Below are 25,748 nucleotides of genomic sequence, written 5' to 3' on the forward strand. Positions count from 1 at the left end.
TAACCGCTTAATAACCACGCGCGCGCCATGGCAGTCTCGCCATGGAACTCTTCGCTCCGCACGCACAGGTGACGCTGACCATGCTGGCTCTGACCGGCACGGTATTCGGTGTGCTCGCTCTGGTGGTCAAACAGGAGGCGATCGGCGCGGCGATCAGGCGTGTGCGCGGCGAGTTCTCGACCAATCTCGGCCTCCTGTTCGTCAATCTGGTCATCCTGGCTCCGCTATTCGCGCTGCCCGAGGGCATCATCGGAGATCGGATCGTCGCGGACGCTGCGCTGACCGACTTCTGGAGCCGGCAGAACGAACTCGTCGTGTTGGTTTTGGCGATCCTGCTGTTCGATTTGGTCGTCTACTGGCGTCACCGTGCAGAGCATTCACGCCTGTTGTGGCCGATCCACGCGACACACCACGCCGATACCGCGCTTCACTGGCTTTCCGTCCAGCGCAAACACCCGCTCAGCAAGCTGCTCAGCGTGATGGTCGATGTCTGGCTGCTGTTCCTGCTCGGCTTCCCGCAATGGGCTGTCGCGGGGGCGATTTTCCTACGGAGCTGGTGGGGGTTCTTCATCCACGCCGATGTACCATGGACGTTGGGACCGCTGGGCAAGGTGCTGATCTCGCCCGCGGCTCACCGGCTGCATCACATTCGCGACGAAGCGCTGATGGGGGCGAACTTCGGCAATACGGTGACGCTGTGGGATCGCCTTTTCGGCACGTATGTCGATCCGGCCGAGCATCTCGATTGCGAAACCGGTATTGCCGAGGGAACGCGCGGGCTGCTCGGCGAACTCGGGCGTCCGTTCGAGCGCCGCTATTGGCCCGGGAAGGGGCGCACACCGCTCACCGCGCAGGTGAAAACCGCCCGCTAATCGGCCAGCGATACGAAGCTGTCGAGAACGCGCTTTTCGCCCGCTTTCTCGAATTCGATCGTCAACTTGTTGCCTTCCTGCCCGGTGACGCAACCATAGCCGAACTTGTCGTGAAAGACGCGCGCGCCGAGCGCGATGTCCGTGCGTGGCTGCGCGGCGAAGCTCGCGGCGCTGCGCCCCGGCTCGGCGAGGCGCTTGGGCGTGGTATCGTAGCCACCTGAAAGCGCTCTTTGCCAGCCGGGGCCGCGCGCACCCGACCGGTCTGGCCGGTTCGACGAGACATGCGCGAAGGGATCCTCGCTCTCGCTCCAATTGGCGCGCCACAGCGAAGCGCCGCCGGTCATCGTGCTTTCGGTAGAGATGTATTCCTCAGGCAGATCCTCAATGAACCTGCTCGGGATGGAACTCGTCCACTGGCCGAAGATGCGCCGGTTGGCCGCGTGCAGGATCGTGCAGCGCCGCTTGGCACGCGTGATCGCGACGTAAGCGAGGCGGCGTTCTTCCTCGAGGCTGGCCAAGCCACCTTCGTCGATCGCGCGCTGACTGGGAAAGACGCCTTCTTCCCAACCGGGCAGGAAGACATGGTCGAATTCGAGACCCTTCGCCGCATGCATGGTCATGATGGTGACCTTCTCGCCATCGTCGGCGCGGTCGTTGTCCATCACGAGACTGACATGTTCGAGGAAATCGCCGAGCGTTTCGTATTCCTCCATCGCGCGCGCCAGTTCGGTCAGGTTTTCCAGTCTACCTGCGCTTTCCGCGCTGCGATCCTTCTGCAGCATGTCCTCATAGCCGCTCTCGGCAAGCACCATGCGCAGCAGTTCGGACGGCGTTACCTTCTCGGCTTGTTCGCGCCAGTGCACGAACTGACCCAGCAGTCCGACAAGGTTGTTGCGCGCGCGGGCGGGAAGCTCGTCGGTTTCGCACAGGTCGAGGCTGGCTGCCGCCAATGGCATTTGCACCTGCCGCGCATGGCGGCGCATTGCCTCCAGCGTCTTAGCGCCGAGACCGCGCTTGGGCTGGTTGTAGATACGTTCGAAAGCAAGGTCGTCGGCAGGCTGCGCGATGGTGCGCAGATAAGCGAGCGCATCGCGGATTTCGGCGCGCTCGTAGAAGCGATATCCGCCGACGATGCGGTAGTTGAGCCCGATCTGGATGAAGCGGTCCTCGAATTCGCGAGTCTGGTATTGCGCGCGCACAAGGATGGCGATCTGGTCGAGCGGGGCACCTTCGCTTTCGAGCCGTTCGATGTCTTCGCCGACGCGGCGGGCCTCTTCCGGGGCATCCCAGACGCCGATTACGCGGATCTTTTCGCCTGCGGGCAACTCGGTCCAAAGGGTCTTGCCCAGCCGCTCGCTATTGGCGCCGATCAGGCCGGATGCGGCGGCGAGGATCTGCGGTGTCGAGCGGTAGTTCTGCTCGAGCTTGACCACTGCGGCGCCGGGAAAATCCTTTTCGAACTTGAGGATATTGGCGACTTCTGCGCCGCGCCATGAATAGATCGACTGGTCGTCGTCACCCACCACGCAGATGTTCTTGCGCGCCTGCGCCAGCAACCGAAGCCACAGGTACTGGACCTGATTGGTGTCCTGATATTCGTCTACAAGGATGTATTTGAAGCGCTGCTGATACTGAGCGAGCACATCGTGGTGCTTGCGGAAGATGTTCAGGATATGCAGCAAAAGGTCACCGAAATCGCAGGCATTCAGCGCGATCAATCGATCCTGATACAGCTTGTAGAATTGGGCGCCGCGGCCATTGGCGTAACTTTCGTTCTCCACCGCATCGAGATCACCGGGGTTCAGCCCGCCATTTTTCCAGCGGTCGATCAACCCGGCGAGTTGTCTCGCCGGCCAGCGCTTCTCGTCGAGATCGTTTTGCTGGATCAACTGCTTCAACAGGCGTAACTGATCGTCGGTATCGATGATGGTGTAATTGCTCTGCAGGCCGACGAGTTCGGCATGCCGCCGCAGCATCTTCGCGCCGATCGAATGGAAAGTGCCCAGCCACGGCATCCCCTCGACGGCATCCCCGATATGTCGGCCGACGCGTTCGCGCATCTCGCGCGCCGCCTTGTTGGTGAAGGTGACGCACAAAATCTCGCTCGGCCAGGCCCGGCGCGTTGCGATGAGGTGTGCCAATCGTGCGGTCAAAGCCGCGGTCTTGCCCGTGCCAGCGCCAGCCAGCATCAACACCGGACCTTCCGTGGTCAGAACGGCTTCGCGCTGCGGAGCATTCAAACGCGCGGCATAGGCGGGAATCTGCGCATCTTGGGGCGCGGCGGACGGGGCGGGGAGATCGGTCATGCAGTGGGGAACAGCTAGGGAACGCGGGGGCGCTAGACAAGTCCCGCGGTCCGACGGGCCTGCGGAACATTGCCCCGCGCCGCTGCGTAGATGGGGCATGACACCGACGAATGGAGACCTATCCCATGCGTAACATGATCCTCGCCGGCGCCGCCGCGCTGGCTTTCACCGCCACTCCCGCTCTTGCCGACCATCACATGGAAGGCGAAGCCTTCAGCTGGTCCGCCGAACAGGAAGCAGCCTATGACGGCTGGCCCGCCGATCGCCAGACAGCTTACGATGGCTGGCCTGCCGACGTTCAGAAGTACTACTGGACGCTGACCCCGTCGCAGAAGCAGGGCTGGTGGGTGCTGACCGATGAGCAGCGTGTGCGGATCTACGAGATGACGCCCGATGCGCGCACCCAGGCGTGGACGCAGATTGCGTCGCAGATGAGCAGCGCAACGCCGACCGCCCCGACGCGAGGTGACGCATCGCCGCGTTTCCAGAGCAAGGAAATGGTTCAGGCGACGCCTGCCGAATACACCGCCGCCTCGGGAGACAACCTGCCGGTATGCTCCGCCATGCAGCAGGATGGATGCATCAATAGCTGGGCCAAGAACAAGACGGGCAACCGCCCGCTGGAATACTGGCCGGGCAAGCCCGCCAGCGAAATCCCCGAAAAGCTTCCGGCGACCAAGCCGGGCACGTAAGCGAACTCCGCGCACTCGGCGCCTATTGGCCGACTGCCTGGAAAGGGGGCGGGACCGTGCAAACGGTCCCGCCCTTTCACTTTGCGCGTACGACACTTTGCGCTCCGCCTTGTTTGCGGCACAATTGGCGCCGGGACGTGCGCCAGAAGGGTTGGGGGTAGGGGCCAGCCGCGAATGGAACCGTTAGTCTTCAAACACTTTGAGCCCATGCGAATTGGGCCCTTGGGCTTTTCGTCACGCCCCAATGAAAGGACTGACTATGCGTAACACCATTTACTACATCGTCGGCGGGTCGCTCGCCTCCATTTCCATCCCTGCGCTCGCACAGGACGCCCCCATGCAGGACGCTTCTTCTGAAGTCGCCGCGGAGAGCACTGCTGCGCTGAGCGCGGAACAGCAGGCCTCCTACGATGGCTGGCCGGCCGAGCAGCAGGCGCAGTTCGACACGTGGCCCGGCGAAGTGCAGACCTACTACTGGACGCTCACGCCCGAGCGGCAAAGCCTGTTCTGGCGTATCTCTGACGCCAACAAGGTGACGCTGGCCGGACTGTCGGCGGAACAGCAGGCGCAAGCCTGGACCCAGATCGAGGGGCAGGCCGCGGCACAGGCGGCAACTGCCGGGGCCGAAACTGACGGAATGTAAGTCTCAGCAAGTTTTAGCGGGCAAGGCGGAGCAACAGGATCTTCGCCTTGCCCGTCTTGCGTTCGGCGACGATCTCGAACGCGCGCAATTCGCGATCCTCACACGCACCGATCTCCAGCGCGATCCACGTCGCCTCTCCGATCCAGCCAAGCCGCGCCAGGCGATCGAGCGCGACATGGCCTGCGCCCGTGTCGTAGGGCGGGTCGAGCAACACCAGATCATGCGGAACTTTCGCCGGGCCCAGACCCATTACCGATGCCTGCTGGACGACGCATTTCGGACGCGCGCCGAGCGCCTCGATGTTCGTGCGGATCGCCTTGGTGGCCTGCGCGTCCTGTTCGACGAACAGGCAGGAAGCCGCACCACGCGACAAGGCCTCCAGACCCAGCGCGCCAGAGCCCGCAAACAAGTCCGCGACGCTCAGCCCTTCGAAACTGCCGACCCGGCTGGCGAGCATGTTGAACATGGTTTCGCGCGTCCGGTCGGCCGTCGGGCGCGTCAGGTCCCCGGCAGGAGCAACAAGCCTGCGACCGCGCCATTCCCCTGCGACGATTCTCACAGCCGGCCGCCGCGTTTGAGCTGCTTGCGGAATCGCTCGACATCCGCCTGCCGGATCTCGACCGCTTGCCCGCGCGGAAGGTCGGCGAGTTCGAACGGGCCGTACGCCGTCCGCAAGAGCCGGTTTACCTTGAGCCCGAGATGCTCGAGCACGCGGCGGACCTCGCGATTCTTGCCTTCGGTCAGCGTCATCTCGATCCAGCGGTTCTTGCCCGACCCACGTTCGAGATCGGCCTCGATTCGCCCGTAACGCACCCCGTCGATTTCGATGCCCTCGATCAGCGCATCGAGTTGCGCCTGCGTGATGTCGCCGAAAGCGCGCGCGCGATAGGTGCGCGGGACACGCGAAGACGGAAGCTCCATTGCGCGCTTAAGCTCGCCGTCATTGGTGAGCAGCAGCAGCCCCTCGGTGTTGAAGTCGAGCCGGCCGACCGGCATCACGCGGCCTGCCCCTTTCGGCAATGCATTGCGCAGGGCCGTGTAGATCGTCGGGCGTCCACGCGGATCGCGTTCGGCAGTAATCAGCCCCGATGGCTTGTGGAAAGCGAACAGCCGTGCCGCTTCAGCCTGTTCGACCGGCTTGCCGTCCACTGTCACGCCCTTGAGCCCGGTCAGCTTGACCGCAGGCGTGTCGAGCACCTTGCCATCGAGCGCCACGCGCCCGTCGGCAATCATTCGCTCGATTTCGCGGCGGCTGGCAACGCCCGCTCGCGCGAGCAGCTTGGCGATCCGGTCGCCTTCTTCGGGTAATCGCTTGTCGGCCATGCGCGCGCCAATACACACAAGTCAGGCGCTGCGGAAGCCGCGATCATGCTCCGCGCTTGCAAGCTGGCTAGGCGTTAGCGGCGAGCGCCGCCTCTACGGTTTCGTGATAGCGCCTGATCCCGCCCTCGAGCGTACCCAGTGTCAATTCGGGCACGGCGCCGGTCGCAAGTCCCTGCTGGCCCAGTTCCGCCGCGCGGAAATCCTCGCATGCGAAGACGCCGCCATCGAGCAGCGCCCAGCTGCGCTCCCAATGGTCGCGCGCCTTGTCTGTCGCGGGATGTTCGGGAATGAGCATGAAATCCTCGACCAGCGTCCGGTCGTGCGCCTGCGGCATCATCATCATGACGTTGATATAGTCGGGGCTCGGGATGATCAGCGCCCCCGGCAGAAGCTGGTAGGCATAGGTTACCACGCGCCGCAGCGCCGCCATGTCGGTGAGGTCGACTTCGTCCATATCCTCGAGCCGCCCGACCGCGCTGCGCGCATGCGGGCCGATCATGTCGCCGCTGGTCGCGCCGTCCTTGAAGAAGGGGCCGATGGTTTTCGCGTGCAGCCGCGTGACATGATAGCTTTCGAGGAAGGCATCCATGATGAGCTTCCAGTTTCCCGCCACCTCATGCGTCTTGCGGCGGAACAGCACCTGTTCTCCCATTCCCAGCGCGTCGAAATCGGCACCGATTGTTTGCGCCAGCGTGAAATCGGCCGTCTCCTCGCGCGGACAGAACCAGATCAGCCCGCCGGTTTCGCAGCTCGGCAGTTCGACGAGGCTGTAACCGTCCTTCTCCAACCCGGGGAATGTGTCTGGCCGGGGCAGGGCGAGCAGCCGACCGTCCACCGAATAGGTCCAGGCGTGGTAGGGGCAGACCAGCTTTTTGGTGCACTGTACGTCATTGCCCTCGACCAAGCGCGTGCCGCGGTGTCGACAGACGTTGAGGAAGACGTGCGCGACACCGTCCTTGTCGCGCGTAATCAGCAGGGGCCTGCCGGTCGCATCATGCGGAACCGCCATTCCGGCTTCGGGCAGAAGCGCCGAGGGACACAGGATTTGCGGTAGGCGATCGTAGATCGCGGCTTTCTCTCGTGCCCAGTATTCCGGGTCGATATAGACGCTTGCCGGGACCTTTGTGGCCGTGCCGGCATCACGCTGCCGGCCTTCGGCAATATCCCTGGCCAGCGCCAGCATGCCGTCGGTCGGGCGACGTGCGGGTTGTTTGGTGTCGACAGCGCTCATGACGCCTGTTCCTTCCTCTCTCTCGTCGCTAGTGTCGCAAAAAATACGCCGAATTGGAAGGACGCTAGGGAATGGCTGCGGTCGCAGAAGATAAGAAGAAGATCTCCGCCTGGCGCGCGCTCGGTATGGCGCTGGGCAATCGCAAGACCGGTTTCATGCTGCTGTTCGGCTTCGCCAGCGGGCTCCCGTTCGCCCTGTTCCTCGGCACGCTGTTCGCCTGGCTGACCGAGGCCGAGGTCGATCTCGAGACGATGGGTATCTTCTCGCTCATCGGGCTCGCCTACGCCTTCCAGTTCCTGTGGTCGCCGCTGATCGACAAAGTGAACATCCCGGTGTTGCGCCGGCTGGGACGGCGCAAGCAGTGGATCGTGCCGATGCAGTTGCTGCTCGGCGCGATCCTGATCACGATGAGCGTTCTGGAGCCGCGTACGCAGCTCGGCATGTTCTCGCTGCTTGCGGGTATTGGCGCGTTCGCGAGCGCGACGCAGGACATCGCCATCAACGCATGGCGGATCGACGTTGCGGACGAGCGCGCGACGATCGACATCCTCTCCACCGTCTACCAGATGGGCTACCGGCTGTCGTCGCTGGTCGGCGGGGCATTGGGGCTGATCATTGCTGCCCGGATCGGCTGGCCCGAAACCTATGCGATGATGGGGGCAATCCTGCTGGGGGTCGGCTTCATCGGCCTGTGGGCGCCCAATGCGAGCGAGAACGCCGCAGACCTGGCGAGCGAGAGCGACCGGCAGGTGCGCGCGCTGCGCCAGGCGGGTGAACTCGAGCCCGCAATCCGCAATCGCGCCTTGGCGCTCGTCGCGCTACTGTGGGCGGGGGCGATCGGCACCGTCTTGGCGTTCATGATCATGTCGATGACCTATGCGCCCGAGGATCGACCCAATCCGACCGAATTCACGGTCAACATCGGCCCGTGGATCATCGTGGCGACGATCATCCTGCCGGCGCTGATCGCGGGTTGGCTGGCCTCGAAGAAGCGCCGCGGAGAACACCTGCTGGCAGCGGACGAGGAACCCGCCACCGGCGGCAATTACGTCCTCGATCACCTCTACCGTGCGCTGGTATTGCCATTGGTCGAATTCGTCGGGCGGATGGGATGGTCGCTCGTGCTGATCCTGGCGGTCGTGCTGACCTATCGCATCTGCGACGCGATCTGGGGCACTTTCGCCTATCCGTTCTATCTTGGCGAACTCGAATATACTAATGACGACGTCGCATTCGCGTCGAAGTTCTTCGGCGTGGGCGCCATCATCGCCGGGCTGGCTCTGGGCGGATTGCTGTTGACCACCATCGGGCGCATGGCGACGCTGTTGATCGGCGGGATACTCGCCGCGCTGACCAATTTGCTTTACGCGGACATGGCCGTTGGCGGGCACTACATGGAAGCCTTCAGCGGGGCGATCGGCTTTACCTATTTGATCGAACAGGTACCGGGTATCGGCGATGCGGATCTCGCCAAGCTGACGATCACCATCGCGTTCGAGAACCTCGCGATTGGCATAGCGGGCGCGGCCTATGTCGCGTGGCTTTCCTCGATCGTGTCGAAGAAGTTCAGCGCGGTCCAATATGCCTTGCTGTCGTCGCTTACGCTGCTTGTCGGTACGCTGGGCCGCGGGGCCCTGGGCGAGATGATCGAAGACCAAGGCTATTACGACGTCTTCATCCTGACCACGTGGATCGGTCTCGCGGCGGCTGTCCTCGTTTGCTTCGAATGGTATCGCCAGAGCCGCGGCAAGGCGGCGGCGGGGGTGGTCGCCCCTGAAGCCGGCGAGGTCGCCCCGGCCGAGTGATCAGTCGGGGAACTCGCCATTGAGCCGCAGCACTTCGCCCGCAAGGTAGAGCGAGCCCGCGACCAGTACCGGCAGTCCGCCCTTGCGGATGCGCGCCAGCGCTTCGGGTACCGAATCGGCCCAGGTCGCGTCGGGCCCGAAGGCCTCGACGTGGTGGAAGTCGTGATCGGGTACAGGGACCGCGGTGATGCTGGCGCAATTGGCCGCCAGCGGCCCGATCAGCGCGGCGGGGTCCTTCGCCTCGAGCATGCCAAGAACCAGGTGCAGCCGCTGTCCTTCGAAATGCTGCGCCAGCGCGGCCCCCGCGCTCGGGTTGTGTCCCCCGTCGAGCCAGACCTCGTGCTCCTGCGTCAGCGGTCCGTCGGCCAGCCGCTGGAGCCGGGCGGGCCAATGTGCGCTGCGCAATCCTGCCTTCAAGGCTTCTTCGCCGACCGAAACCATGCTCTGATGGCGTAGCAGGGCGATCGCCAGCGCCGCATTCTCTGCCTGATGCGCGCCGACCATCGACGGGACGGGCAGGTGCAATTCGCCCTTCGCGTCCGAATAGTGCAGCATGTGTCCCAGCGCGTCGGATGACCAATCGCGTCCGCGCATCGCAAGGAGCGAGCCGCGCTTTGCGGCGATCCGCTCGATCTCGGCAATGGCATCGTCGGGGTAATGCAGTGTGACGAGCGGTCGCCCCTGTTTGGCGATCCCGGCCTTTTCGAAGGCGATCCGTGCGAGCGGTTGCTCCGGCACGCCTTCTTCGGGCGCGAGCAGGAAGCGCTCGTGATCGATCCCCAATGCCGCAATGCCCGCAGCGGCCGGGCGCTCGAGCACGTTGGTGGCATCGAAACGTCCCCCGAGCCCCACTTCGATCACGCAGGCATCGGCCGGGACGCGGGCGAACTCGGTGAACGCCGCGGCGATCGTCACCTCGAAGAAGCTCGGGGCGAGATCCTCGCCGATGTCGAGCACTTCGCCAAGCAGCTCGGCGAGCCTTTCGTCGTCGATCAGTTCGCCCGCGACGCGGATGCGCTCGTTGTAGCGCACGAGGTGCGGGCTGGTGGTGACATGCACGTGGTGTCCCTCGGCTTCGAGCATCGCGCGCAGGAAGGCGCAGGTCGAACCCTTGCCGTTGGTGCCCGCTACGTGGAACACCGGCGGAAGGCGCAGGTGCGGATTGCCGAGCCGATCAAGCAGCGCGCGGATCGTTGCGAGCCCGAGGCGCCCGTCGGGCACCGACAGGCGGCCCAGCCGGTCTAGCTGGCGCTGCACTGCGGGGCTTTCGGAGCGGGCGAAATCCCGCATGCCGCGGCTCAGGCAGCCTTGGCGGGCGCCAGGTAATCGAGCAGCGTCGCCAGCGTGTCCTTCAGGTCGTGACGATGCACCACCATGTCGACCATGCCGTGCTTGTGCAGGTACTCGGCGCGCTGGAACCCATCGGGCAGCTGTTCGCGGATCGTGTCCTGGATGACGCGCTGGCCGGCAAAGCCGATCAATGCGCCGGGTTCGGCGATATGCACGTCGCCCAACATGGCATAGCTGGCGGTGACGCCGCCCGTGGTCGGGTCGGTCAGCACGACGATATAGGGCAGTTTTGCTTCCTTCAGGCGGCGCGTCATCACGGTTGCCTTGGGCATCTGCATAAGGCTGAGAATGCCTTCCTGCATGCGCGCGCCACCCGCAGCGGTGACGACGATATAGGGGCAGTGCCGCGTCAGCGCGCGCTCCGCGCCCTGGCAGAAGGCCGTGCCCACCGCCATGCCCATCGATCCGCCCATGAAGCCGAAATCCTGTACGCCCACGACCGCGGGCTTGCCCTCGATCGCGCCTGATCCGACGAGGAAGGCGTCCTTGTGCGGGCTCTTGGCGCGCGCCTTTTTCAGACGGTCGGTGTATTTCGACGTATCGCGGAACTTGAGCGGGTCTTCCTTCACATCGGGGATGGGGAGGACATCGAAGCCCTCGTCGAGCAATTGCCGCAACCGCTCGTCGGCGCCGATCCGGCCATGATGGCCGCAGCGCGGGCAGACATAGGAATTGTCTTCATATTCCTGCGCGAAGACCATCTGCTGGCAGCTGGGGCATTTGACCCACAGGTCTTTCTCGGTGCTGCGCTTGGACAGCGAAGTGATCGAATTGCGGACGCGGGTGAACCAGTTCATGCGATGGGCCTATAGTCGGGTTGTCACAAAGCTCAAATAGACAGCGAGCCTGAGCAGGACCGTCATCCCCGCGAAGGCGGGGATCCAGGTATGCAATCGTCGGCCACACCGCATGCGTTATCTGGGCCCTTGCCTGCGCAGGGGCGACGGCTAGCGGGCGGCGCGGATGGCTCCGGCCAGCGACGCGGTAAGCTCGCGCAGTTTGGCGGGTGCGTCGGTGCCATGTTCGGCGACCAGATCGACCAGTGCCGATCCGACGACCACGCCATCGGCGACGCGCGCGATCTCGCCTGCTTGCTCGGGCGTGCGCACGCCGAAGCCGACCGCGACGGGGATGTCGGTTGCGCGCTTGATCCGGCTGACATTGGCCTCGATCGATTCGATCGCTGCCTGCTGCATGCCGGTGATGCCTGCGACCGCGACGTAGTAGAGGAAGCCCTGCGAGCCCTCGACCACGGCGGGCAGCCGCTTGTCGTCGGTGGTCGGTGTGGCGAGCCGGATCGGGGCGATCCCCGCAGCGCGCAGTTCGGGACCAAGCGCGTCGTCCTCTTCGGGCGGTATGTCGACGCAGATCACGCCGTCGACGCCCGCGCCCTTCGCAGCCGAGGCGAACCATTCGGGCCCGCGGCGGATCATCGGATTGGCATAGCCCATCAGCACCAGCGGCACGTCGGGATGACGTGCGCGGAACTCGGCCGCGATGCGCAGCACATCGGCGGTTGTCGTGCCCTTGCCGAGCGAGCGGATATTGGCCTGCTGGATCGCGGGCCCATCGGCCATGGGATCGGTGAAGGGCATCCCGAGCTCGATCACATCGGCACCGCCCGCGACCAGCGCATCGAGATTGGCGGCGGTATCGCCGTCGCCTGCGGTGAGGAAGCAGACGAGCGCCGGGTGCGGCTTGGCGAACGCGTTGGAGAGGCGGGTCGAAGTGCTCATAGGGTCAGTTTCGTTCATCTAATCCGCCAGAAGTCTGAGACATGGACCGCATGTTACACTGTCCAAGGAAGAAAAAGGCGAAGGGGTGCAAGCGGGCTGCCTTGGGTGCTGCAGTAGGGAGAGAAACGCGGCGGTTCATGCATTTCTCATGGCATGGAATGCGCAGTGTAGGACAGCTTCAATCCACCCCGAACCGGGGGTCCGCCAGCTTGCACTTCAAATCTCCACTCCCAGTTTCTCGGCCACGGTGAAGATGTCCTTGTCGCCGCGTCCGCAGAGGTTTGCGAGAATCACGCTGTCTTTCGGCATGTCTTTGGCGACCTTCGCCACCGCGGCGATGGCGTGGCTGGGTTCGAGTGCGGGAATAATGCCCTCGGTGCGGCAAAGCAGCTGGAACGCCTCCAGCGCCTCTTCATCGGTCACTGCAGTGTATTCGACCCGGCCCGAATCCTTGAGCCATGCATGCTCGGGGCCGATGCCGGGATAGTCGAGCCCGGCGCTGATCGAATGGCCTTCGGTGATCTGGCCATCCTCGTCCTGAAGCAGATAGGTCTTGTTGCCGTGGAGCACGCCGGGGAAGCCGCCGAGGAGGCTGGCCGCGTGTTCGTCGCCGTCGAGGCCGTGACCTGCCGCCTCCACGCCGAGCATCTTCACGTCGGGATCGTCGAGGAAGGGGTGGAACAGGCCGAGCGCGTTCGAGCCACCGCCGATCGCTGCGACCAGCAAATCGGGCAGGCGACCGATCCGGTCCTGCATCTGCTGGCGCGCCTCGCGGCCGATCACGCTCTGGAAGTCGCGGACAAGCTCGGGGTAGGGGTGCGGCCCGGCAGCGGTGCCGATGATGTAGAAAGTGTCGTGCACATTCGCGACCCAGTCGCGCAGCCCTTCGTTCATCGCGTCTTTCAGCGTGCCGCGCCCGCTGGTCACAGGGACGATTTCCGCGCCGAGCAACTTCATGCGGAAGACATTGGGCGACTGGCGCCGCACATCCTCTGCGCCCATGTAGATTACGCAGGGCAGGCCGAAGCGTGCGCATACGGTAGCGGTGGCGACGCCGTGCTGGCCCGCCCCGGTTTCCGCGATGATGCGCGTCTTGCCCATGCGGATCGCCAGCAGGATCTGGCCGATGCAATTGTTGATCTTGTGCGCCCCAGTGTGATTGAGCTCGTCGCGCTTGAACCAGACCTGCGCGCCGCCCAGCGCCTCGGTCAGCCGCTCGGCATGGTAAAGCGGCGAGGGCCGGCCGACATAGTGTTCGAGCAAATCGTCGAATTCGCGCTGGAATTCGGGGTCCGCCTGCGCCTTGCGGTATTCGCGCTCGAGTTCGAGCACCAACGGCATGAGCGTTTCTGCGACATAGCGGCCGCCATAATCGCCAAAATGGCCGCGGTCGTCGGGCTGGTTGCGGAAGGAATTGGGGTTGGTCTCGGTCATCGCCATCCCCATGCCCATGCCGCGCGGCGAAGTCGAGACAGCTTTGCTTCTTCGCAGGTGATCAGGACTGCGAAACGCGCGCGGCAGGCGGCGGGGTCAGGCGGCCCGCGGCAGGGTCAGGCGGCCAGTGCGGCCCGGCAGAATGCGGCGATAAGTGCCGTATCCTTGACGCCGGGCGCGGATTCGACGCCCGAACTCGTATCCACCAGCGGCGCGCCGGTTTCGCGGATCGCCTGCGCGACGTTGTCGGGGGTGAGGCCGCCCGCCAGCGCCCAGTCGATCTCATGCTCGTGACCGGCGAGCAGCGACCAGTCGAAGGCGATGCCATTGCCGCCCGGCAGTTTTTTTGCCGGGGCGTCGAACAGCAGGCGATCGACCTTGCCGATGTATTTCCTGCTGCGCGTCAGCGTGCCCGCATCCTTGAGGCCAACGGCCTTCCACACTTCATAGGGCAGGCTGCGGCGGATGCCGCCGATCCATTCGGGCGTTTCACTGCCATGAAACTGGATGATGTCGGGCTTGATCGCGTTGAGCGCGCGCCCGGTCAGTTCGGGATCGGCATTGACCATCAGCAGCACCACCTTGGCCTTGCCGCGGGCCTGCTCGCGCAGTTCCCGCGCCAGGTCTAGCGGGACATGGCGCGGCGAGGGTTCGAAATGCACCAGTCCGATATGCGTGGCGCCGGCCGCGATCGCGGCGTCGACGGTTTCGGGCGTCGAAAGCCCGCAGATCTTGATTGCGACACTCATGGGAAGCCTACAGCGTTGCCTCGATGTCGCGCGCGGCCTGCGCCGGATCGGCTGCCCTGCTGATCGGTCGCCCGATGACCAGCACGCTCGCGCCGTCGTCGCGCGCCTGCCGGGGGGTGACGACCCGCTTCTGGTCGCCGACCGCGCTGCCTGCGGGGCGCAGGCCGGGCACGACGAAGAAACCGTCCTTCCAGCGATCATGCACCGATTTGACTTCCTGGCCCGAGCAGACAATCCCGTCGAGCCCGGCTTCGCGCGAAAGATCGGTCAGGCGCATCACATGGTCATGCGCGCTGCCGTCGATACCGGTGCGCGTCAGGTCCTGATCATCCATGCTGGTGAGCATGGTGACGCCGACTACCTTGGTGTTCTCGCTGGCCGCGGCCTTGGCATCTTCCATCATGGCGCGACCGCCGCTGGCATGGACGGTGACGATGCTCGGCTCGAGCACGTGGATCGCCTGCATTGCGCCGGCAACGGTGTTGGGAATATCGTACAGCTTGAGGTCGAGGAAGATCGGCAGGCCGAGCTGCCCGATCATGTGCACCCCGTGTGCGCCGTGGGCGCAGAAAAATTCGAGCCCCAGCTTGATGCCGCCGACATGCCCCTTGACCTTCTTCGCAAGGTCGAGGCCGTCGCGCAGGTGCGGAACGTCGAGTGCGAGATAGATCGGGTTGGTCATGCGGGTTTCGAAGGCTCCGGTTCGACCGGATTGGCCGGTTCGGGGGGAAGGTCGGGGCTGGGCGGGGCGGGCGTTGCAGCCGCGGCGCTGGCGGGGGCCGCAGCCGCGGCAGGCGCGGGAGCTGGCGTCGCCAGACGGTTGGTCGCGGTTTCGAGCGCATTGATCCGGCGCGTCGCGCGCCATTTGCTGGCGCGATGGACCAGCCACATCGGGACCAGGCCGAGCAGGAAGGACACCACCACCAGCGCGGGCAGCTTGGTTTCGAGCACGAGGTTCGACCAGATCTGAACCTCGACCGGCTTCCAGTTGAAGAAGCTGAATGCGAGCAGCGAAAACAGCAGCAGGACCCAACCGATTGTGCGCACGATCTGCATGGCGTGAAGCCCCCTCTTGTCTCGTTCGATCCGATGCTAGGCCGCGGACGATGCCGCGTCTAGCCGAAGACCCGCGCGAAGATCGTATCCACCTGCTTGAAGTGGTATTCGAGGTCGAATTTCTCTTCCAGCTGTTCGGGGCTGAGCGCCGCGGTGACTTCCTCGTCCTGCTTGAGGAGGTCGAGCAGCATCAGCTTGCCGTCCGATTCCCAGACCTTCATCGCGTTGCGCTGGACGAGCCGATAGGCGTCCTCGCGGCTGACCCCGTTCTGGGTGAGCGCCAGCAACACGCGCTGCGAATGGATCAGCCCGCCCATGCGGTCCATGTTCGCCTGCATGCGTTCGGGATAGACCAGCAGCTTGTCGACCACGCCGGTCAGCCGCGCGAGCGCGAAATCGAGCGTGATGCAAGCATCGGGGCCGATGAAGCGTTCGACCGAGGAATGCGAGATATCGCGCTCGTGCCACAGCGCCACGTTTTCCAGCGCGGGCAGCGCGTAGGCGCGGATCATGCGTGCCTGGCCGGTGAGGTTCTCGGTGAGGATCGGGTTGCGCTTGTGCGGCATCGCGCTGGACCCCTTCTGGCCGGGCGAGAAATATTCCTCCGCCTCGAGCACTTCGGTACGCTGGAGGTGCCGAACCTCGACCGCCAGCCGTTCGATCGAACCCGCGATCACCGCCAGCGTTGAGAAGAACATCGCGTGCCGATCGCGCGGAATGACCTGCGTCGACACCGGCTCGACCGCGAGACCGAGCTTCTCCGCGACATGCTCTTCGACCTGCGGGTCGATATTGGCGAAGGTCCCGACCGCGCCCGAGATGGCGCAGGTGGCGATTTCCGCGCGCGCCGCGACCAGCCGCGTCCTGCAGCGGTCGAACTCGGCATAGGCCTGCGCGAGCTTGAGCCCGAAGGTCACCGGTTCGGCATGAATGCCGTGGCTGCGCCCGATCGTCGGGGTGTATTTGTGCTCTTCCGCGCGGCGCTTGATGGCCGCCAGCAGCGCGTCGAGATCGGCCAGCAGGATGTCGGCCGAGCGCATCAGCTGGACCGCGAGCGTGGTGTCGAGCACGTCCGAACTGGTCATGCCCTGGTGCATGAAGCGCGCCTCGTCGCCCACGTTCTCCGCGACCCAGGTAAGGAAGGCGATCACGTCGTGCTTGGTGACCGCTTCGATCGCGTCGATCGCCTCGACATCGATCTTCGGATCGGTCGCCCACCAGTCCCACAGGGCCTTGGCGGCGCTCTCGGGCACGACGCCCAATTCGCCGAGCTTCTCGGTCGCGTGCGCCTCGATCTCGAACCAGATGCGATACTTCGCTTCGGGCTCCCACAGAGCGGTCATTTCGGGACGGGCGTAGCGGGGGACCATGGTAAGCTCCGAATAGCGGTTGTGGGCGGAAACGTGGCAGCCGCTAGGCCGGGCGCGACCGAATAGCAAGGTCGGGCCGGGGCAAGTTCGGCTGTGTATCCTCCGACACGTTCCCAACCGCGCAAAGCTACATGGCAGACACTATATCGCCCAAGTTTTGATCGATGACATACCGCGCTCCAGATAAGGTTAGGTGACCATAATCGAAGTGCATGGGTATGCCGTCTGGGGCAAAAAGTTTGCAAGCCTCGGTTGGGCAGATTGTCAAAAGGGCATCGACATAAACAATACCATGCTCTTCAACCGTGCTTCTCATTATATCGTTCACACGGCCTAATCCTGCCTTTCTTTTTGCGCTGACATCGAACTCATCACCCGTAAGTTTGCTGCGCGCTAGTAGTTCGGGGAATACCCCATCGTATTCGACGGTTGGTCCGATCACGACTATTGAACTGGCTAATTTCCTCAGTTCTTCGAGGGTAGCGCCAACGAACTGGATCTCGTTCTCATGCCAGCGGCCCCCGAGTATCACCATATCCACTCGATTTGCTGCGAGGAACTCGTCAAAGATCCAATTACGCATGTCAGTGCATCTGCGTTCTCCACCGGCGTCAAGCAGGGCGCGGCAGCCAGATGAGTTTGCCTGCATTACATGGGCGTTGGGCATCGCTTCCTGCAGCGCGCCCCAATACTGTGCTGAGTGACTGTCTCCAATCAAAAGTACGTTGTATTTGGTCGCTGATGGAGCAGCACATCGCTCTCGATCATATGCTGCAAACGTGCCCTCATCCATTCCGATAAAGCAAGTTCCCTTTCTGAATTGCGCCCGATAGTCATCGGAAGACCTGTATTCGACTGTCGCTGCGATTTGCGTCACGCTTTCTGGAAATGTGCGGAATGCTCCGACATTCGTGTAAGCCGCGACGATACCAGTGCAAGCGAAGCCTACTAATACGGCTCCACCGGCTGCAGCTACTCGGGGCGCTGAAAGCGAGCGGGCGGCAGGGGTGCGAAAAGGGCGTTCAATTAGATGGGTTGAAACAGCCCCAAGGAGGCAGGAGACACCAAAAAGTGCGATCATTTCGCCGACCCATAGGTCGTGGCCCGAATACGCTTTCCAGAAAACGATTACAGGCCAATGCCAAAGGTATAGACTGTAGCTAATCTTTCCGACTTCCACAAAGGGGCGTGATGAGAGAAACTTGCCAACCACGCCGCCGCTGCCCCAACCAATTAGCAACATTGCACCAACGACTGGTGCAATCGCGTTCCACCCAGGAAAAGCAGACTCGCTTGTGAGAAGAAACATCGGCGCAACAGTCAAGACGAGCCCGAGCGGTCCCAAATGCCGGAATGCGCCTTCCTGTACTATCGGACCACGCGCCGCGACAATCGCCAGTGCGGCACCCACGCCTAGCTCCCATGCCCGGAACGGGAGGAGATAGAATGCTGAGGGCTGGTGTATGGTGGTAATGACAATGCATCCCACGAGCGAAGCAACACTCAGCGCCGCAACAATCGCAAGCAGATTGCGACGGGCATACTTGAAGGTAAGAAAAAGCAACGGCGGGAAGACGATGTAGAATTGCTCTTCAACCGCAAGTGACCATGTGTGCAGTAACGGCTTCGTTTCGGCAGGGGCTGTGAAATAGCCCGCGTCATTCCAAAAATACAGATTGGATATAAAGCCTGCGGCGGCTGCAATGGATTTTCCGGTTTCTACGCGTTCAGTCTCGAAGAAGATAAGTCCGGATCCGAGAAATGTTGCTAATAAAACCACTGCCAGAGCGGGAAGGATTCTAAGAATCCGCCGCTTGTAAAACTCCAACAAAGAGTAGCGATCGACCTCCATGTCTTTCAGCAGTATCCCGGTGATCAGGAAGCCGCTGATCACGAAGAACACGTCGACGCCCACATAGCCGCCGGGGAGTAGCGGACTACCTAGATGAAAAATCAACACCGGTAGAACAGCAACTGTCCTTAGGCCATCTATGTGTGGCTGGTACTGCATGAGCCCCCTAATAATCCTGAACGATGTGATGGATGAAATTGAGGATGGGAGCTATGCAATCGCTTGCACCATTTTGGCAACATCCATTGCTATTGCGTTTTATCGCTGGGAAGCTTTCCCACCCGAGCGAAGATCCTAGCCTCCGTCCTGCAAGGCGTGGCTGACGGGGTTGGCTCCATCATTAATCGGACTTGCTTAGTTAAGCATTTTGGATGCTTGGATGCTGAACACGCCATAGCTATATCTGCGGCTAACTGGCCTTGCTATTACTGCTCGAGGATCATCCATTTCCGCTCCCTTATTATGGTGGTCTGCGATAGCCTCAAGCGTCCAGACCAAGAATGGTCGAGCGCATCATCCATAGAAGCAGGCATGGGCAAGTCAGCATAGAACATGTCCATTGAGGCGCTGGTCTTTGGGATAAGCGCCAACTGCGGAATTTCCCGCGTAGGGGTATACGATACGTTGACGGAGACCGGACATTCTACGACCGAGAACCAACATCCCGGCAGATCTGCCTAGGAACGCATAGCTTTCGCCCTAAAGCGCGCCGATGCATACGATGCCGTTGGCGATCACGATGCAGCGCTGGCCGATGCGCAGATGGCGTTCGAACTGCAGGGCGACCTTCAGTACGCCACTGCCTACGGTTTCCGCCTCGCGCGTGCGGGCCGCGCCGAAGAAGCACTCGAATTGATCGACCAGCTGGGCCTGTCGGGCGACCAGGGGGTCGACGCTGAAGTCGTCTGGACGGAAATCTCGGGCCATGCCGATCGTACGGCAGAAGCATGGGACCGCCTGCAGATATGGCTCGATGAGCGGCCCGATGAAGCCGTGCTGCTCAATTCGCAATGCTGGACAGCGGGCATCTGGGATTTCCAGGTCGAACTGGCCGAAGAGGTCTGCAACCGGGCAGTCGCGGTGTCGGGAAATTCGGCGAGCGTACTCGATAGCCGCGCGCTCGCCTTCTACCGGATGAACCGGAAGGAAGAGGCAATGGCCGATCTGGATGCAGCCCTTGCGAAAGAGCCGGGGCAGGCTTCCAGCCTCTATCTGCGCGGGTTGATCCGGCTCGAAGGAGGCGACCGTCGCGGGCGAGACGATCTGCTGCATGCACAGCGGATCAATCCCGAAATCGCCCGCCGCTACGAAGGGTACGGGCTCATGCCCGACTGATCAGATCAGGCCCTTGGCCCGAAGCGAGACATTGCCTTCGCGGCCGATGATGACGTGATCGTGCACGGTCACGCCAAGCAGTCGGCCAGCCTCGGCGATGCGCGCGGTAATCGCGATGTCGGCGCGACTGGGTTCGGGATTGCCGCTGGGATGGTTGTGCACGAGAATCAGCGCTGTGGCACCGATATCGAAGGCCTTGCGGATCACCTCGCGTGGGTGGATTGCGGCTTCGTCGACCGATCCTTCCGCGAGCAGGTGATCGAGGATAAGGCGGTTCTGCGTGTCGAGATAAAGGCCCCGCACGCGCTCATGCGTGAGATGGGCCATGTCTATCGAAAGATAGTCCAGCAGTGCCTGCCAGCTGCCCAGCACGGGTCGGTCCTGCACCGCCCCGCGGGCCATGCGCCGTGCCGCGAGAGCCGAGGCGTAGAGCGCGGCCGCGCTTGCTTCGCCCATGCCGTGAACCTGGCGCCATGCCTGCGGATCCGCCGCAAGCACGGCCGAGAACGATCCGAAATGCGCGATCAAATCCTTGGCCAGCGGCTTGGTATCGCCTTGCCGGATGGCGGCGAAGAGGAGGAATTCGAGCAATTCGTAATCGGCCAGCGCCTCCGCGCCACCGTTCAGCAGGCGTTGGCGCAGCCGCTGACGATGGCCAGCGCCAGCCTGCGGCGCAGATTTTTTCGCATCGCCCGGCAACCAATCCCCCATGCGCCGCGTTTCAGCCACTTGCATTGCCTTTAGCAGGCATATCGCGCAAGTGTGGGATCGATGGAGCGGGCCGCGAGCGACAACACCATGACGGCCGACGATTCCGTCCGGCAGGCCCGCTGGCGTGGCAGGCGGTGGCGGCTTTTTGCGCTCGCCGCGCTCGCCCTCGTGGTTGCGGGCGGCTTGGCGCTGTGGTTCTCGCGCGAACGGATTGTCGACGACATCATCCGCGATCAGTTCGAAGCCCATTCGATCCCGGCGCAATACACTATCGAACGCGTTGGCGCGCAGACGCAGGTGCTTACTGATGTCGTCCTCGGCGACCCGGCCCGGCCCGATTTCACCGCGCAGCGTATCGTCGTCACCTTGCGTCATCGCTTCGGCGTGCCCGAAATCGGCGGCGTGGAGCTGGTCCGCCCGCGACTTTATGGCAGCTACCATGCGGGTGAATTCAGCCTCGGCAGTCTCGATCCGCTGGTGTTCGGGCAAGAATCGGGACCGGCGGGGCTACCCAATAGCAAGCTGGCCGTGCGCGATGGACGTGGACTGATAGAAACCGATTATGGTCCGGTCGGGGTGGCGGTTAATGGGGAGGGCTTGCTCAGCCATGGGTGGCGGGGGCAGCTTGCCGCAGCAGCACCGTCACTTGCGTTTCCCGGATGCGCTGCCGGACGTGTCAGCGCTTTCGGCGATGTTCGCACCACTTCGGGCGAGCCGGCTTTCTCCGGCCCGCTGCGCCTGGCGTCGCTCGTCTGCGAGGAGACGGGGATATCACTCGCCGACTATGCGGTCGATCTCGACCTGCTGGGGAATGACGAGCTTACCGATGCCACCATCGAAGCGCGTATCGAAGGTGGTGACAGCATTCTGGCCGCGAACAGCGCCGCTGCGCTGACCGGCACGATCCGCGCGCAAACCCGTGGGCCGCTGACTACCGCCAGGTTCTCGCTGGCAGCGCGGGGGGTGGAAACGCCGCAGGCGCTCGCGGCAGTGCTCACGGCCGAGGGTCAGATCCGCGCGGACGACGATTTCTCGCGGGTGCAACTGGATGGCAATCTCGAAGGCAATGGACTTCGCCTCGGGCGCGAGATGGTAGGATCGGTCGAAACGCTCGCGAGTGCCGGCGAGGGGACTTTCATCGCTCCGCTGACCCGCAAGTTGGCGCGCGCGCTCCAATCCGAAACCCGCGGCAGCGCGCTCGACGCCGATATCCGGCTGCGCCGCGATGCGAAGGGCTATTCGGTGCTCGCCCCGCGCGCCGAATTGCGGGGCGGAAGCGGTGCGCGTCTGGTATCGCTCTCGCGGCTTGAGATCGCAGTCGAAGAAGGCAAGGCACCTCGGATCGCGGGCAATATCGCCACCGGGGGCGCTAATATGCCACGGATCACCGGTCGCATGGAGCGCAGCGAATCGGGAGGGTCGATCTTCCGTCTCTCGATGCAGCGCTATGCCGCTGGCGACAGCGAACTGGCGATACCGCAGGTGGTCGTCGCGCAGGGCGAGGGCGGGGCAATCGGTTTCTCCGGACGCGTGCTCGCCAGCGGGCCGCTGCCCGGCGGATCGGCGACCAATCTCCTGCTACCGGTCGAAGGACGTTATGGCGCGGGACGGCTGGCGCTATGGCGTTCGTGCGCCGACATCCGTTTCGATCGGCTTTCCTTCGCCGATCTCGCATTCGAGAACCGGTCGGTAAAGCTGTGTCCCGCACGCGGGCAGCCCATCCTCGCAACCGGTCCGGACGGCACCCGGATTGCGGCGGGTACCAGCGGCCTCGATCTCGCGGGTTCGCTCGGTGACACGCCGATCCGGATCCGTTCCGGCCCGGTCGGTTTCGCTTATCCCGGCGTCATGAAGGCGCGCTCTCTCGACATAGCCCTCGGGCCGGAAGAAAGCGCCAGCCGATTCACTCTATCCGATCTGCAGGCGCGCCTTGGAGGCCCGCTTTCGGGGACCTTCTCCGGCGCCGATATCGCGCTGGCGGCGGTCCCGCTCGATCTGCAGGAAGCCAGCGGCGAATGGCGTTTTGTCGATGGGCGGCTCCTGCTCGACAACGGCAGCTTCTTGCTGCGCGATCGCGAATCGCCCGCGCGGTTCGAACCCTTGCTGGCGCGCAATGCCGAGCTGGCCCTGGTCGACAACCGCATCACCGCGCAGGCCGCGCTGCGCAATCCCGCGAGCGACCGGCTGGTCACTGATGTCGAGGTTCGGCACGATCTTGCGAGCGGCGCAGGGCGCGCCGATCTCGATATCCCCGGCGTGCGATTCGATGAGGCTTTGCAGCCGCTGGAGTTGTCGCTGCTGGCCAAGGGCGTGGTGGCGAATGCGGAGGGCGTCGTTACCGGACAGGGGCGGATCGTCTGGTCGCCCGACGGCGAAGTGACCAGCACGGGGCAATTCTCCAGCGAGAGCATCGATTTCGCGGCGGCATTCGGGCCGGTCCGGGGCGCCAGCGGCACGATCGAATTCACCGATCTGCTGGGGTTGACCACCGCCCCCGGCCAGACGCTGCGTGTGGCCTCGGTCAACCCCGGCATCGAAGTGGCCGACGGCGAGGTCGGTTTCGAGCTGCGCAATGGCGAGGTGCTCGCGGTTACGGGCGGAAGCTGGCCTTTCATGGGCGGCGAACTGATCCTGCGCGCGGTCGACCTCAATCTGGGGGTCAGCGAGGAGCGACGCTATATTTTCGAGATCGTCGGGCTCGACGCAGGCACATTCGTGACCGAGATGGACCTCGAGAACATTTCGGCGACAGGCCTGTTCGACGGTGCCGTGCCGATCGTCTTCGATGCGAATGGGAACGGGCGCATCGATACGGGGGTGCTCATTTCGCGGCCTCCGGGCGGAACCGTCTCCTACGTCGGCGAACTGACCTATGAAGACCTCTCGCCGCTCGCCAATTTCGCATTCGATGCGCTCAAGAGTCTCGATTATTCGCAGATGCGGGTGATCATGGAAGGGCCGCTCACCGGCGAAATCGTGACGCGCGTGCGGTTCGACGGCGTGCGGCAGGGCGAGGGGACGAAGTCCAATTTCGTCACTCGCCGCCTGGCCGCGCTTCCCTTGCAGTTCCGCATCAACATCAAGGCGCAGTTCTACCAATTGCTGACCAACCTCAAATCGCTCTACGATCCCGCCTCGGTGCGCGATCCGCGCGAACTGGGGCTGCTGTCGGATGATGGCACGCGGCTGCTGCGCCGCTCGATTACCGGCGAAGAGGCCGAACCCGATATCGACCCCGAGGACATCGTCCCCGAGGGCAACCCCATTCAGGAGCAGGAAAGCAGGTGAGGGCTATGAACCATGGCAAAGTGAGCGGAAGGATGGCGGCAGCCATGTTCGGCACGGTCGCGCTTGGCGGTTGCATTACCGTCAACGCGCCGGAAGAGCCGATCGTGATCGAGCTGAACGTCAACATCCGCCAGGAAGTGATCTATCGGCTCGCGGAAGATGCGGGCAACACGATCGAAGACAATGCGGATATCTTCTGATGGGTAGGAATATGAACAGCGTGACGAAAACGGTTCTGGCGATTGCCGCGGCGGCCACTGCGATCGGCGGTCTTGCGACCCCGGCCTTTGCGCAGCGCGACCCCGCCTACGCCGCCGCCCGCTCGGCCGGGCAGGTGGGTGAACGCATGGATGGCTATCTCGGGATCGTCGTGGCGGAAACGCCCGCGCTCCGCCGGATCGTCAACGACATCAACATCAAGCGCCGTGCGGTCTATTCCGAGCGCGCCAAGGCGACCAATGCCACGATCGAGGAATATGCCTTCACGGCTGGCTGCCAGGCTATCCTGGCAACCGTGTCGGGCGAAAAGTACCAGGCTCCCGATGGCAGCTGGCAGACCCGTGGGGCCAGCGCCCCGCTGCGCGATCCGCGGTGTCCCTGACCGTTCGGTGCGGGCGCTGACAAGCGCTCCGCTTCGACGTCTTCGCGTCTACCCGAATGCGAGCTGCGGCGCCGCTGCAACGCGGGCTGCATTTTTAGCAACAGAATGGTCGCGGCATGGCCCTGTCCGTGTTGACTCGCCACCACCCCCCTTCTAAGGGGGCGGCGCCCTCGGCGGGCAAGTCCGTGCCCGTGCCGCGCAACCCCCTGAAAAGGAGCATGGCATGAGCGACGACGAACCCGCACGAGAGCCTCTACAGGAGGATGCGCGGATCGATGCGCTGGAGAAGCGGCTTGCAGCCGCCCAGCAGCGCGAAGAGGAGCGCAACCGTCCTCAGGTGTCCGGAGCCGATGCGAACTATCGCAGTGGCAACCGGGTCCTGGCGGACCTCCTCGGCGGGCTTCTCGGTGGTTCGGTGATCGGTTATGCCATTGGCTTCTTTACCGGTACCAACCCGTGGGGTCTGTTGGTCGGGCTGTTCCTCGGAATAGTCGTGGCCTTCAGGAACATCATCCGCGCGGCAAACCGGCGCCCCGACGAATGATCCTTCAATCTGAAGGGTTTGCGGGGCGTTCGTTACAGGATTTAGGGGCGTAAGAGACGTGGCAGCCGAACAGGCCAAAGTCGACCCGATGTACCAGTTCACGATCGAGCCGCTTGCCGGTTCGGGCGCCTGGGAACTCGCAGGCTACAACATTGCATTCACCAACAGCGCATTGTGGATGCTGATCACCACTGTCGTGCTGTTCCTGTTCGTGCTGGGTGGCATGAAGCGCGAGCTCGTGCCCGGCCGCTGGCAGATGGTGGTGGAGTTCTTCACCGGCTTTATCGACGACATGCTGGAAGCGAACATCGGCAAGGCGGGGCGCAAGTACGTGCCCTATGTCTTCAGCCTGTTCATGTTCATCCTGTTCGCCAACCTGCTCGGCCTGCTGCCGCTCGGCGTCGTCGGGCTGCACCCGTTTACCTTCACCAGCCACTTCACCGTCACCGGCGTACTGGCGATCATCAGCTTCTCGATCGTCCTGCTGGTCGGGTTCTGGAAGCACGGGCTGCACTTCTTCTCGTTGTTCGTGCCCGAAGGCACGCCGCTGCCGATGATCCCCATTCTCGCGCCGATCGAGTTCATCTCGTTCATGGTGCGTCCGTTCAGCCTCGGCCTGCGTCTGTTCGTGGCCATGATGGCCGGTCACGTCCTGCTCGAAGTCCTGTCGAGCTTCGTGATCGACGGTACCAATGCCGGCGCGACCTTCGGCCTCATGGTCGGCCTTCCGGCCTTCATCCTGATGATCGGCATCTGCGCGCTGGAACTGCTCGTGGCCGGGATCCAGGCCTATGTCTTCGCTCTTCTGACGTCGCTGTACATCAACGACGCCGAGAACCTTCACTAATCG

Annotated in this window: 24 protein-coding genes; 10 read left to right on the forward strand and 14 right to left on the reverse strand. The window is 63.5% G+C overall.

Annotated elements, in window-relative coordinates:
- The first annotated feature begins 41 nt into the window (after nucleotides 1–41).
- Nucleotides 42–872, forward strand: coding sequence for a sterol desaturase family protein (locus FHS69_RS01205; RefSeq protein ID WP_166775911.1), 831 nt, complete (start codon nucleotides 42–44; stop codon nucleotides 870–872).
- Here FHS69_RS01205 and FHS69_RS01210 read toward each other — a convergent pair.
- Nucleotides 869–3,178, reverse strand: a complete 2,310-nt coding sequence (locus tag FHS69_RS01210; RefSeq protein WP_166775913.1) for an ATP-dependent helicase — start codon at nucleotides 3,176–3,178, stop codon at nucleotides 869–871. The two genes, FHS69_RS01205 and FHS69_RS01210, sit on opposite strands and share 4 nt — an antisense overlap.
- Before the next feature lie 125 nt (nucleotides 3,179–3,303).
- Here FHS69_RS01210 and FHS69_RS01215 point away from each other — a divergent pair, with 125 nt between their 5' ends.
- Together FHS69_RS01215 and FHS69_RS01220 are read left to right on the forward strand one after the other, a co-directional pair.
- Nucleotides 3,304–3,870 (forward strand): hypothetical protein, encoded by a 567-nt coding sequence (locus tag FHS69_RS01215; RefSeq protein ID WP_166775915.1) that lies wholly within the window; start codon nucleotides 3,304–3,306, stop codon nucleotides 3,868–3,870.
- Between the two features lie 259 nt (nucleotides 3,871–4,129).
- On the forward strand, nucleotides 4,130–4,513 hold the full coding sequence (locus FHS69_RS01220) for a hypothetical protein (protein ID WP_166775916.1): 384 nt from the start codon (nucleotides 4,130–4,132) through the stop codon (nucleotides 4,511–4,513).
- A 13-nt stretch (nucleotides 4,514–4,526) separates the two neighbouring features.
- On the opposite strand, the gene rsmD is transcribed toward FHS69_RS01220, so the two are convergent.
- The 3 genes from rsmD to FHS69_RS01235 form a co-directional block, all read right to left on the reverse strand.
- Nucleotides 4,527–5,072 carry a 16S rRNA (guanine(966)-N(2))-methyltransferase RsmD gene (rsmD, locus tag FHS69_RS01225; protein WP_166775918.1) on the reverse strand — a complete coding sequence of 182 codons (546 nt, stop codon included), beginning with the start codon at nucleotides 5,070–5,072 and terminating at the stop codon, nucleotides 4,527–4,529.
- Nucleotides 5,069–5,836 carry a pseudouridine synthase gene (locus FHS69_RS01230; RefSeq protein ID WP_151886037.1) on the reverse strand — a complete coding sequence of 256 codons (768 nt, stop codon included), beginning with the start codon at nucleotides 5,834–5,836 and terminating at the stop codon, nucleotides 5,069–5,071. The genes rsmD and FHS69_RS01230 overlap by 4 nt, the downstream gene beginning before the upstream one ends.
- A gap of 67 nt (nucleotides 5,837–5,903) precedes the next feature.
- A complete protein-coding gene (locus tag FHS69_RS01235; RefSeq protein ID WP_166775920.1) occupies nucleotides 5,904–7,067 on the reverse strand; it encodes an aromatic ring-hydroxylating oxygenase subunit alpha in 1,164 nt (387 codons plus the stop codon).
- A 71-nt stretch (nucleotides 7,068–7,138) separates the two neighbouring features.
- On the opposite strand from FHS69_RS01235, the gene FHS69_RS01240 reads away from it, so the two are divergent.
- On the forward strand, nucleotides 7,139–8,872 hold the full coding sequence (locus tag FHS69_RS01240; protein WP_166775922.1) for an AmpG family muropeptide MFS transporter: 1,734 nt from the start codon (nucleotides 7,139–7,141) through the stop codon (nucleotides 8,870–8,872).
- Here the strand turns inward: FHS69_RS01240 and FHS69_RS01245 are convergent, their stop codons facing one another.
- The 9 genes from FHS69_RS01245 to FHS69_RS01285 all read right to left on the reverse strand — a co-directional run bounded on the left by FHS69_RS01245 (nucleotide 8,873) and on the right by FHS69_RS01285 (nucleotide 18,578).
- Nucleotides 8,873–10,162 (reverse strand): bifunctional folylpolyglutamate synthase/dihydrofolate synthase, encoded by a 1,290-nt coding sequence (locus FHS69_RS01245; protein WP_166775924.1) that lies wholly within the window; start codon nucleotides 10,160–10,162, stop codon nucleotides 8,873–8,875.
- Nucleotides 10,163–10,170: 8 nt separating this feature from the next.
- On the reverse strand, nucleotides 10,171–11,019 hold the full coding sequence (accD, locus tag FHS69_RS01250; RefSeq protein ID WP_067464494.1) for an acetyl-CoA carboxylase, carboxyltransferase subunit beta: 849 nt from the start codon (nucleotides 11,017–11,019) through the stop codon (nucleotides 10,171–10,173).
- Nucleotides 11,020–11,169: 150 nt separating this feature from the next.
- Nucleotides 11,170–11,958, reverse strand: coding sequence for a tryptophan synthase subunit alpha (gene trpA / locus FHS69_RS01255; protein ID WP_166775926.1), 789 nt, complete (start codon nucleotides 11,956–11,958; stop codon nucleotides 11,170–11,172).
- 216 nt (nucleotides 11,959–12,174) lie between these two features.
- On the reverse strand, nucleotides 12,175–13,392 hold the full coding sequence (gene trpB / locus FHS69_RS01260) for a tryptophan synthase subunit beta (protein WP_166775929.1): 1,218 nt from the start codon (nucleotides 13,390–13,392) through the stop codon (nucleotides 12,175–12,177).
- Between the two features lie 116 nt (nucleotides 13,393–13,508).
- On the reverse strand, nucleotides 13,509–14,141 hold the full coding sequence (locus FHS69_RS01265) for a phosphoribosylanthranilate isomerase (protein WP_166775931.1): 633 nt from the start codon (nucleotides 14,139–14,141) through the stop codon (nucleotides 13,509–13,511).
- Between the two features lie 7 nt (nucleotides 14,142–14,148).
- Nucleotides 14,149–14,823, reverse strand: a complete 675-nt coding sequence (pyrF, locus tag FHS69_RS01270) for an orotidine-5'-phosphate decarboxylase (protein WP_166775933.1) — start codon at nucleotides 14,821–14,823, stop codon at nucleotides 14,149–14,151.
- Nucleotides 14,820–15,197 (reverse strand): lipopolysaccharide assembly protein LapA domain-containing protein, encoded by a 378-nt coding sequence (locus FHS69_RS01275; RefSeq protein ID WP_166775935.1) that lies wholly within the window; start codon nucleotides 15,195–15,197, stop codon nucleotides 14,820–14,822. The genes pyrF and FHS69_RS01275 overlap by 4 nt, the downstream gene beginning before the upstream one ends.
- A gap of 59 nt (nucleotides 15,198–15,256) precedes the next feature.
- Nucleotides 15,257–16,567, reverse strand: a complete 1,311-nt coding sequence (gene purB, locus FHS69_RS01280) for an adenylosuccinate lyase (RefSeq protein WP_166775937.1) — start codon at nucleotides 16,565–16,567, stop codon at nucleotides 15,257–15,259.
- A 127-nt stretch (nucleotides 16,568–16,694) separates the two neighbouring features.
- On the reverse strand, nucleotides 16,695–18,578 hold the full coding sequence (locus FHS69_RS01285) for an acyltransferase family protein (RefSeq protein ID WP_166775939.1): 1,884 nt from the start codon (nucleotides 18,576–18,578) through the stop codon (nucleotides 16,695–16,697).
- 603 nt (nucleotides 18,579–19,181) lie between these two features.
- Here FHS69_RS01285 and FHS69_RS01290 point away from each other — a divergent pair.
- Nucleotides 19,182–19,754, forward strand: coding sequence for a tetratricopeptide repeat protein (locus FHS69_RS01290; RefSeq protein ID WP_166775941.1), 573 nt, complete (start codon nucleotides 19,182–19,184; stop codon nucleotides 19,752–19,754).
- Here FHS69_RS01290 and radC read toward each other — a convergent pair whose 3' ends face one another.
- Nucleotides 19,755–20,465: a RadC family protein gene (gene radC / locus FHS69_RS01295; protein WP_208380139.1), complete on the reverse strand. Its 711-nt coding sequence runs from the start codon at nucleotides 20,463–20,465 to the stop codon at nucleotides 19,755–19,757.
- A gap of 60 nt (nucleotides 20,466–20,525) precedes the next feature.
- Between radC and FHS69_RS01300 the strand changes: the two genes are divergently transcribed.
- From FHS69_RS01300 to FHS69_RS01320, 5 genes are all read left to right on the forward strand, one after another.
- Nucleotides 20,526–23,753, forward strand: a complete 3,228-nt coding sequence (locus tag FHS69_RS01300) for an intermembrane phospholipid transport protein YdbH family protein (protein WP_243844499.1) — start codon at nucleotides 20,526–20,528, stop codon at nucleotides 23,751–23,753.
- 32 nt (nucleotides 23,754–23,785) lie between these two features.
- Nucleotides 23,786–23,953: a YnbE family lipoprotein gene (locus FHS69_RS01305; RefSeq protein ID WP_370301215.1), complete on the forward strand. Its 168-nt coding sequence runs from the start codon at nucleotides 23,786–23,788 to the stop codon at nucleotides 23,951–23,953.
- Nucleotides 23,954–23,964: 11 nt separating this feature from the next.
- A complete protein-coding gene (locus FHS69_RS01310) occupies nucleotides 23,965–24,354 on the forward strand; it encodes a YdbL family probable chaperone protein (RefSeq protein ID WP_166775945.1) in 390 nt (129 codons plus the stop codon).
- Between the two features lie 223 nt (nucleotides 24,355–24,577).
- A complete protein-coding gene (locus tag FHS69_RS01315; protein WP_166775947.1) occupies nucleotides 24,578–24,898 on the forward strand; it encodes an AtpZ/AtpI family protein in 321 nt (106 codons plus the stop codon).
- A 58-nt stretch (nucleotides 24,899–24,956) separates the two neighbouring features.
- Nucleotides 24,957–25,745 (forward strand): F0F1 ATP synthase subunit A, encoded by a 789-nt coding sequence (locus FHS69_RS01320; protein WP_264154822.1) that lies wholly within the window; start codon nucleotides 24,957–24,959, stop codon nucleotides 25,743–25,745.
- Nucleotides 25,746–25,748: the final 3 nt, after the last annotated feature.

It is taken from the genome of Qipengyuania flava, assembly GCF_011762005.1.
Classification (GTDB): Bacteria; Pseudomonadota; Alphaproteobacteria; order Sphingomonadales; family Sphingomonadaceae; genus Qipengyuania; species Qipengyuania flava.

Excerpts from the sequence above, each read along its gene's own strand:
- FHS69_RS01205 (WP_166775911.1), top strand. The coding sequence starts at position 42 with ATGGAACTCTTCGCTCCGCACGCACAGGTGACGCTGACCATGCTGGCT.
- FHS69_RS01210 (WP_166775913.1), bottom strand. The coding sequence starts at position 3,178 with ATGACCGATCTCCCCGCCCCGTCCGCCGCGCCCCAAGATGCGCAGATT.
- FHS69_RS01215 (WP_166775915.1), top strand. The coding sequence starts at position 3,304 with ATGCGTAACATGATCCTCGCCGGCGCCGCCGCGCTGGCTTTCACCGCC.
- FHS69_RS01220 (WP_166775916.1), top strand. The coding sequence starts at position 4,130 with ATGCGTAACACCATTTACTACATCGTCGGCGGGTCGCTCGCCTCCATT.
- FHS69_RS01230 (WP_151886037.1), bottom strand. The coding sequence starts at position 5,836 with ATGGCCGACAAGCGATTACCCGAAGAAGGCGACCGGATCGCCAAGCTG.
- FHS69_RS01235 (WP_166775920.1), bottom strand. The coding sequence starts at position 7,067 with ATGAGCGCTGTCGACACCAAACAACCCGCACGTCGCCCGACCGACGGC.
- FHS69_RS01240 (WP_166775922.1), top strand. The coding sequence starts at position 7,139 with ATGGCTGCGGTCGCAGAAGATAAGAAGAAGATCTCCGCCTGGCGCGCG.
- FHS69_RS01245 (WP_166775924.1), bottom strand. The coding sequence starts at position 10,162 with ATGCGGGATTTCGCCCGCTCCGAAAGCCCCGCAGTGCAGCGCCAGCTA.
- accD (WP_067464494.1), bottom strand. The coding sequence starts at position 11,019 with ATGAACTGGTTCACCCGCGTCCGCAATTCGATCACTTCGCTGTCCAAG.
- trpA (WP_166775926.1), bottom strand. The coding sequence starts at position 11,958 with ATGAGCACTTCGACCCGCCTCTCCAACGCGTTCGCCAAGCCGCACCCG.
- trpB (WP_166775929.1), bottom strand. The coding sequence starts at position 13,392 with ATGACCGAGACCAACCCCAATTCCTTCCGCAACCAGCCCGACGACCGC.
- FHS69_RS01265 (WP_166775931.1), bottom strand. The coding sequence starts at position 14,141 with ATGAGTGTCGCAATCAAGATCTGCGGGCTTTCGACGCCCGAAACCGTC.
- pyrF (WP_166775933.1), bottom strand. The coding sequence starts at position 14,823 with ATGACCAACCCGATCTATCTCGCACTCGACGTTCCGCACCTGCGCGAC.
- FHS69_RS01275 (WP_166775935.1), bottom strand. The coding sequence starts at position 15,197 with ATGCAGATCGTGCGCACAATCGGTTGGGTCCTGCTGCTGTTTTCGCTG.
- purB (WP_166775937.1), bottom strand. The coding sequence starts at position 16,567 with ATGGTCCCCCGCTACGCCCGTCCCGAAATGACCGCTCTGTGGGAGCCC.
- FHS69_RS01285 (WP_166775939.1), bottom strand. The coding sequence starts at position 18,578 with ATGCAGTACCAGCCACACATAGATGGCCTAAGGACAGTTGCTGTTCTA.
- FHS69_RS01290 (WP_166775941.1), top strand. The coding sequence starts at position 19,182 with ATGGCGTTCGAACTGCAGGGCGACCTTCAGTACGCCACTGCCTACGGT.
- radC (WP_208380139.1), bottom strand. The coding sequence starts at position 20,465 with ATGGGGGATTGGTTGCCGGGCGATGCGAAAAAATCTGCGCCGCAGGCT.
- FHS69_RS01300 (WP_243844499.1), top strand. The coding sequence starts at position 20,526 with ATGGAGCGGGCCGCGAGCGACAACACCATGACGGCCGACGATTCCGTC.
- FHS69_RS01305 (WP_370301215.1), top strand. The coding sequence starts at position 23,786 with ATGGCGGCAGCCATGTTCGGCACGGTCGCGCTTGGCGGTTGCATTACC.
- FHS69_RS01310 (WP_166775945.1), top strand. The coding sequence starts at position 23,965 with ATGAACAGCGTGACGAAAACGGTTCTGGCGATTGCCGCGGCGGCCACT.
- FHS69_RS01315 (WP_166775947.1), top strand. The coding sequence starts at position 24,578 with ATGAGCGACGACGAACCCGCACGAGAGCCTCTACAGGAGGATGCGCGG.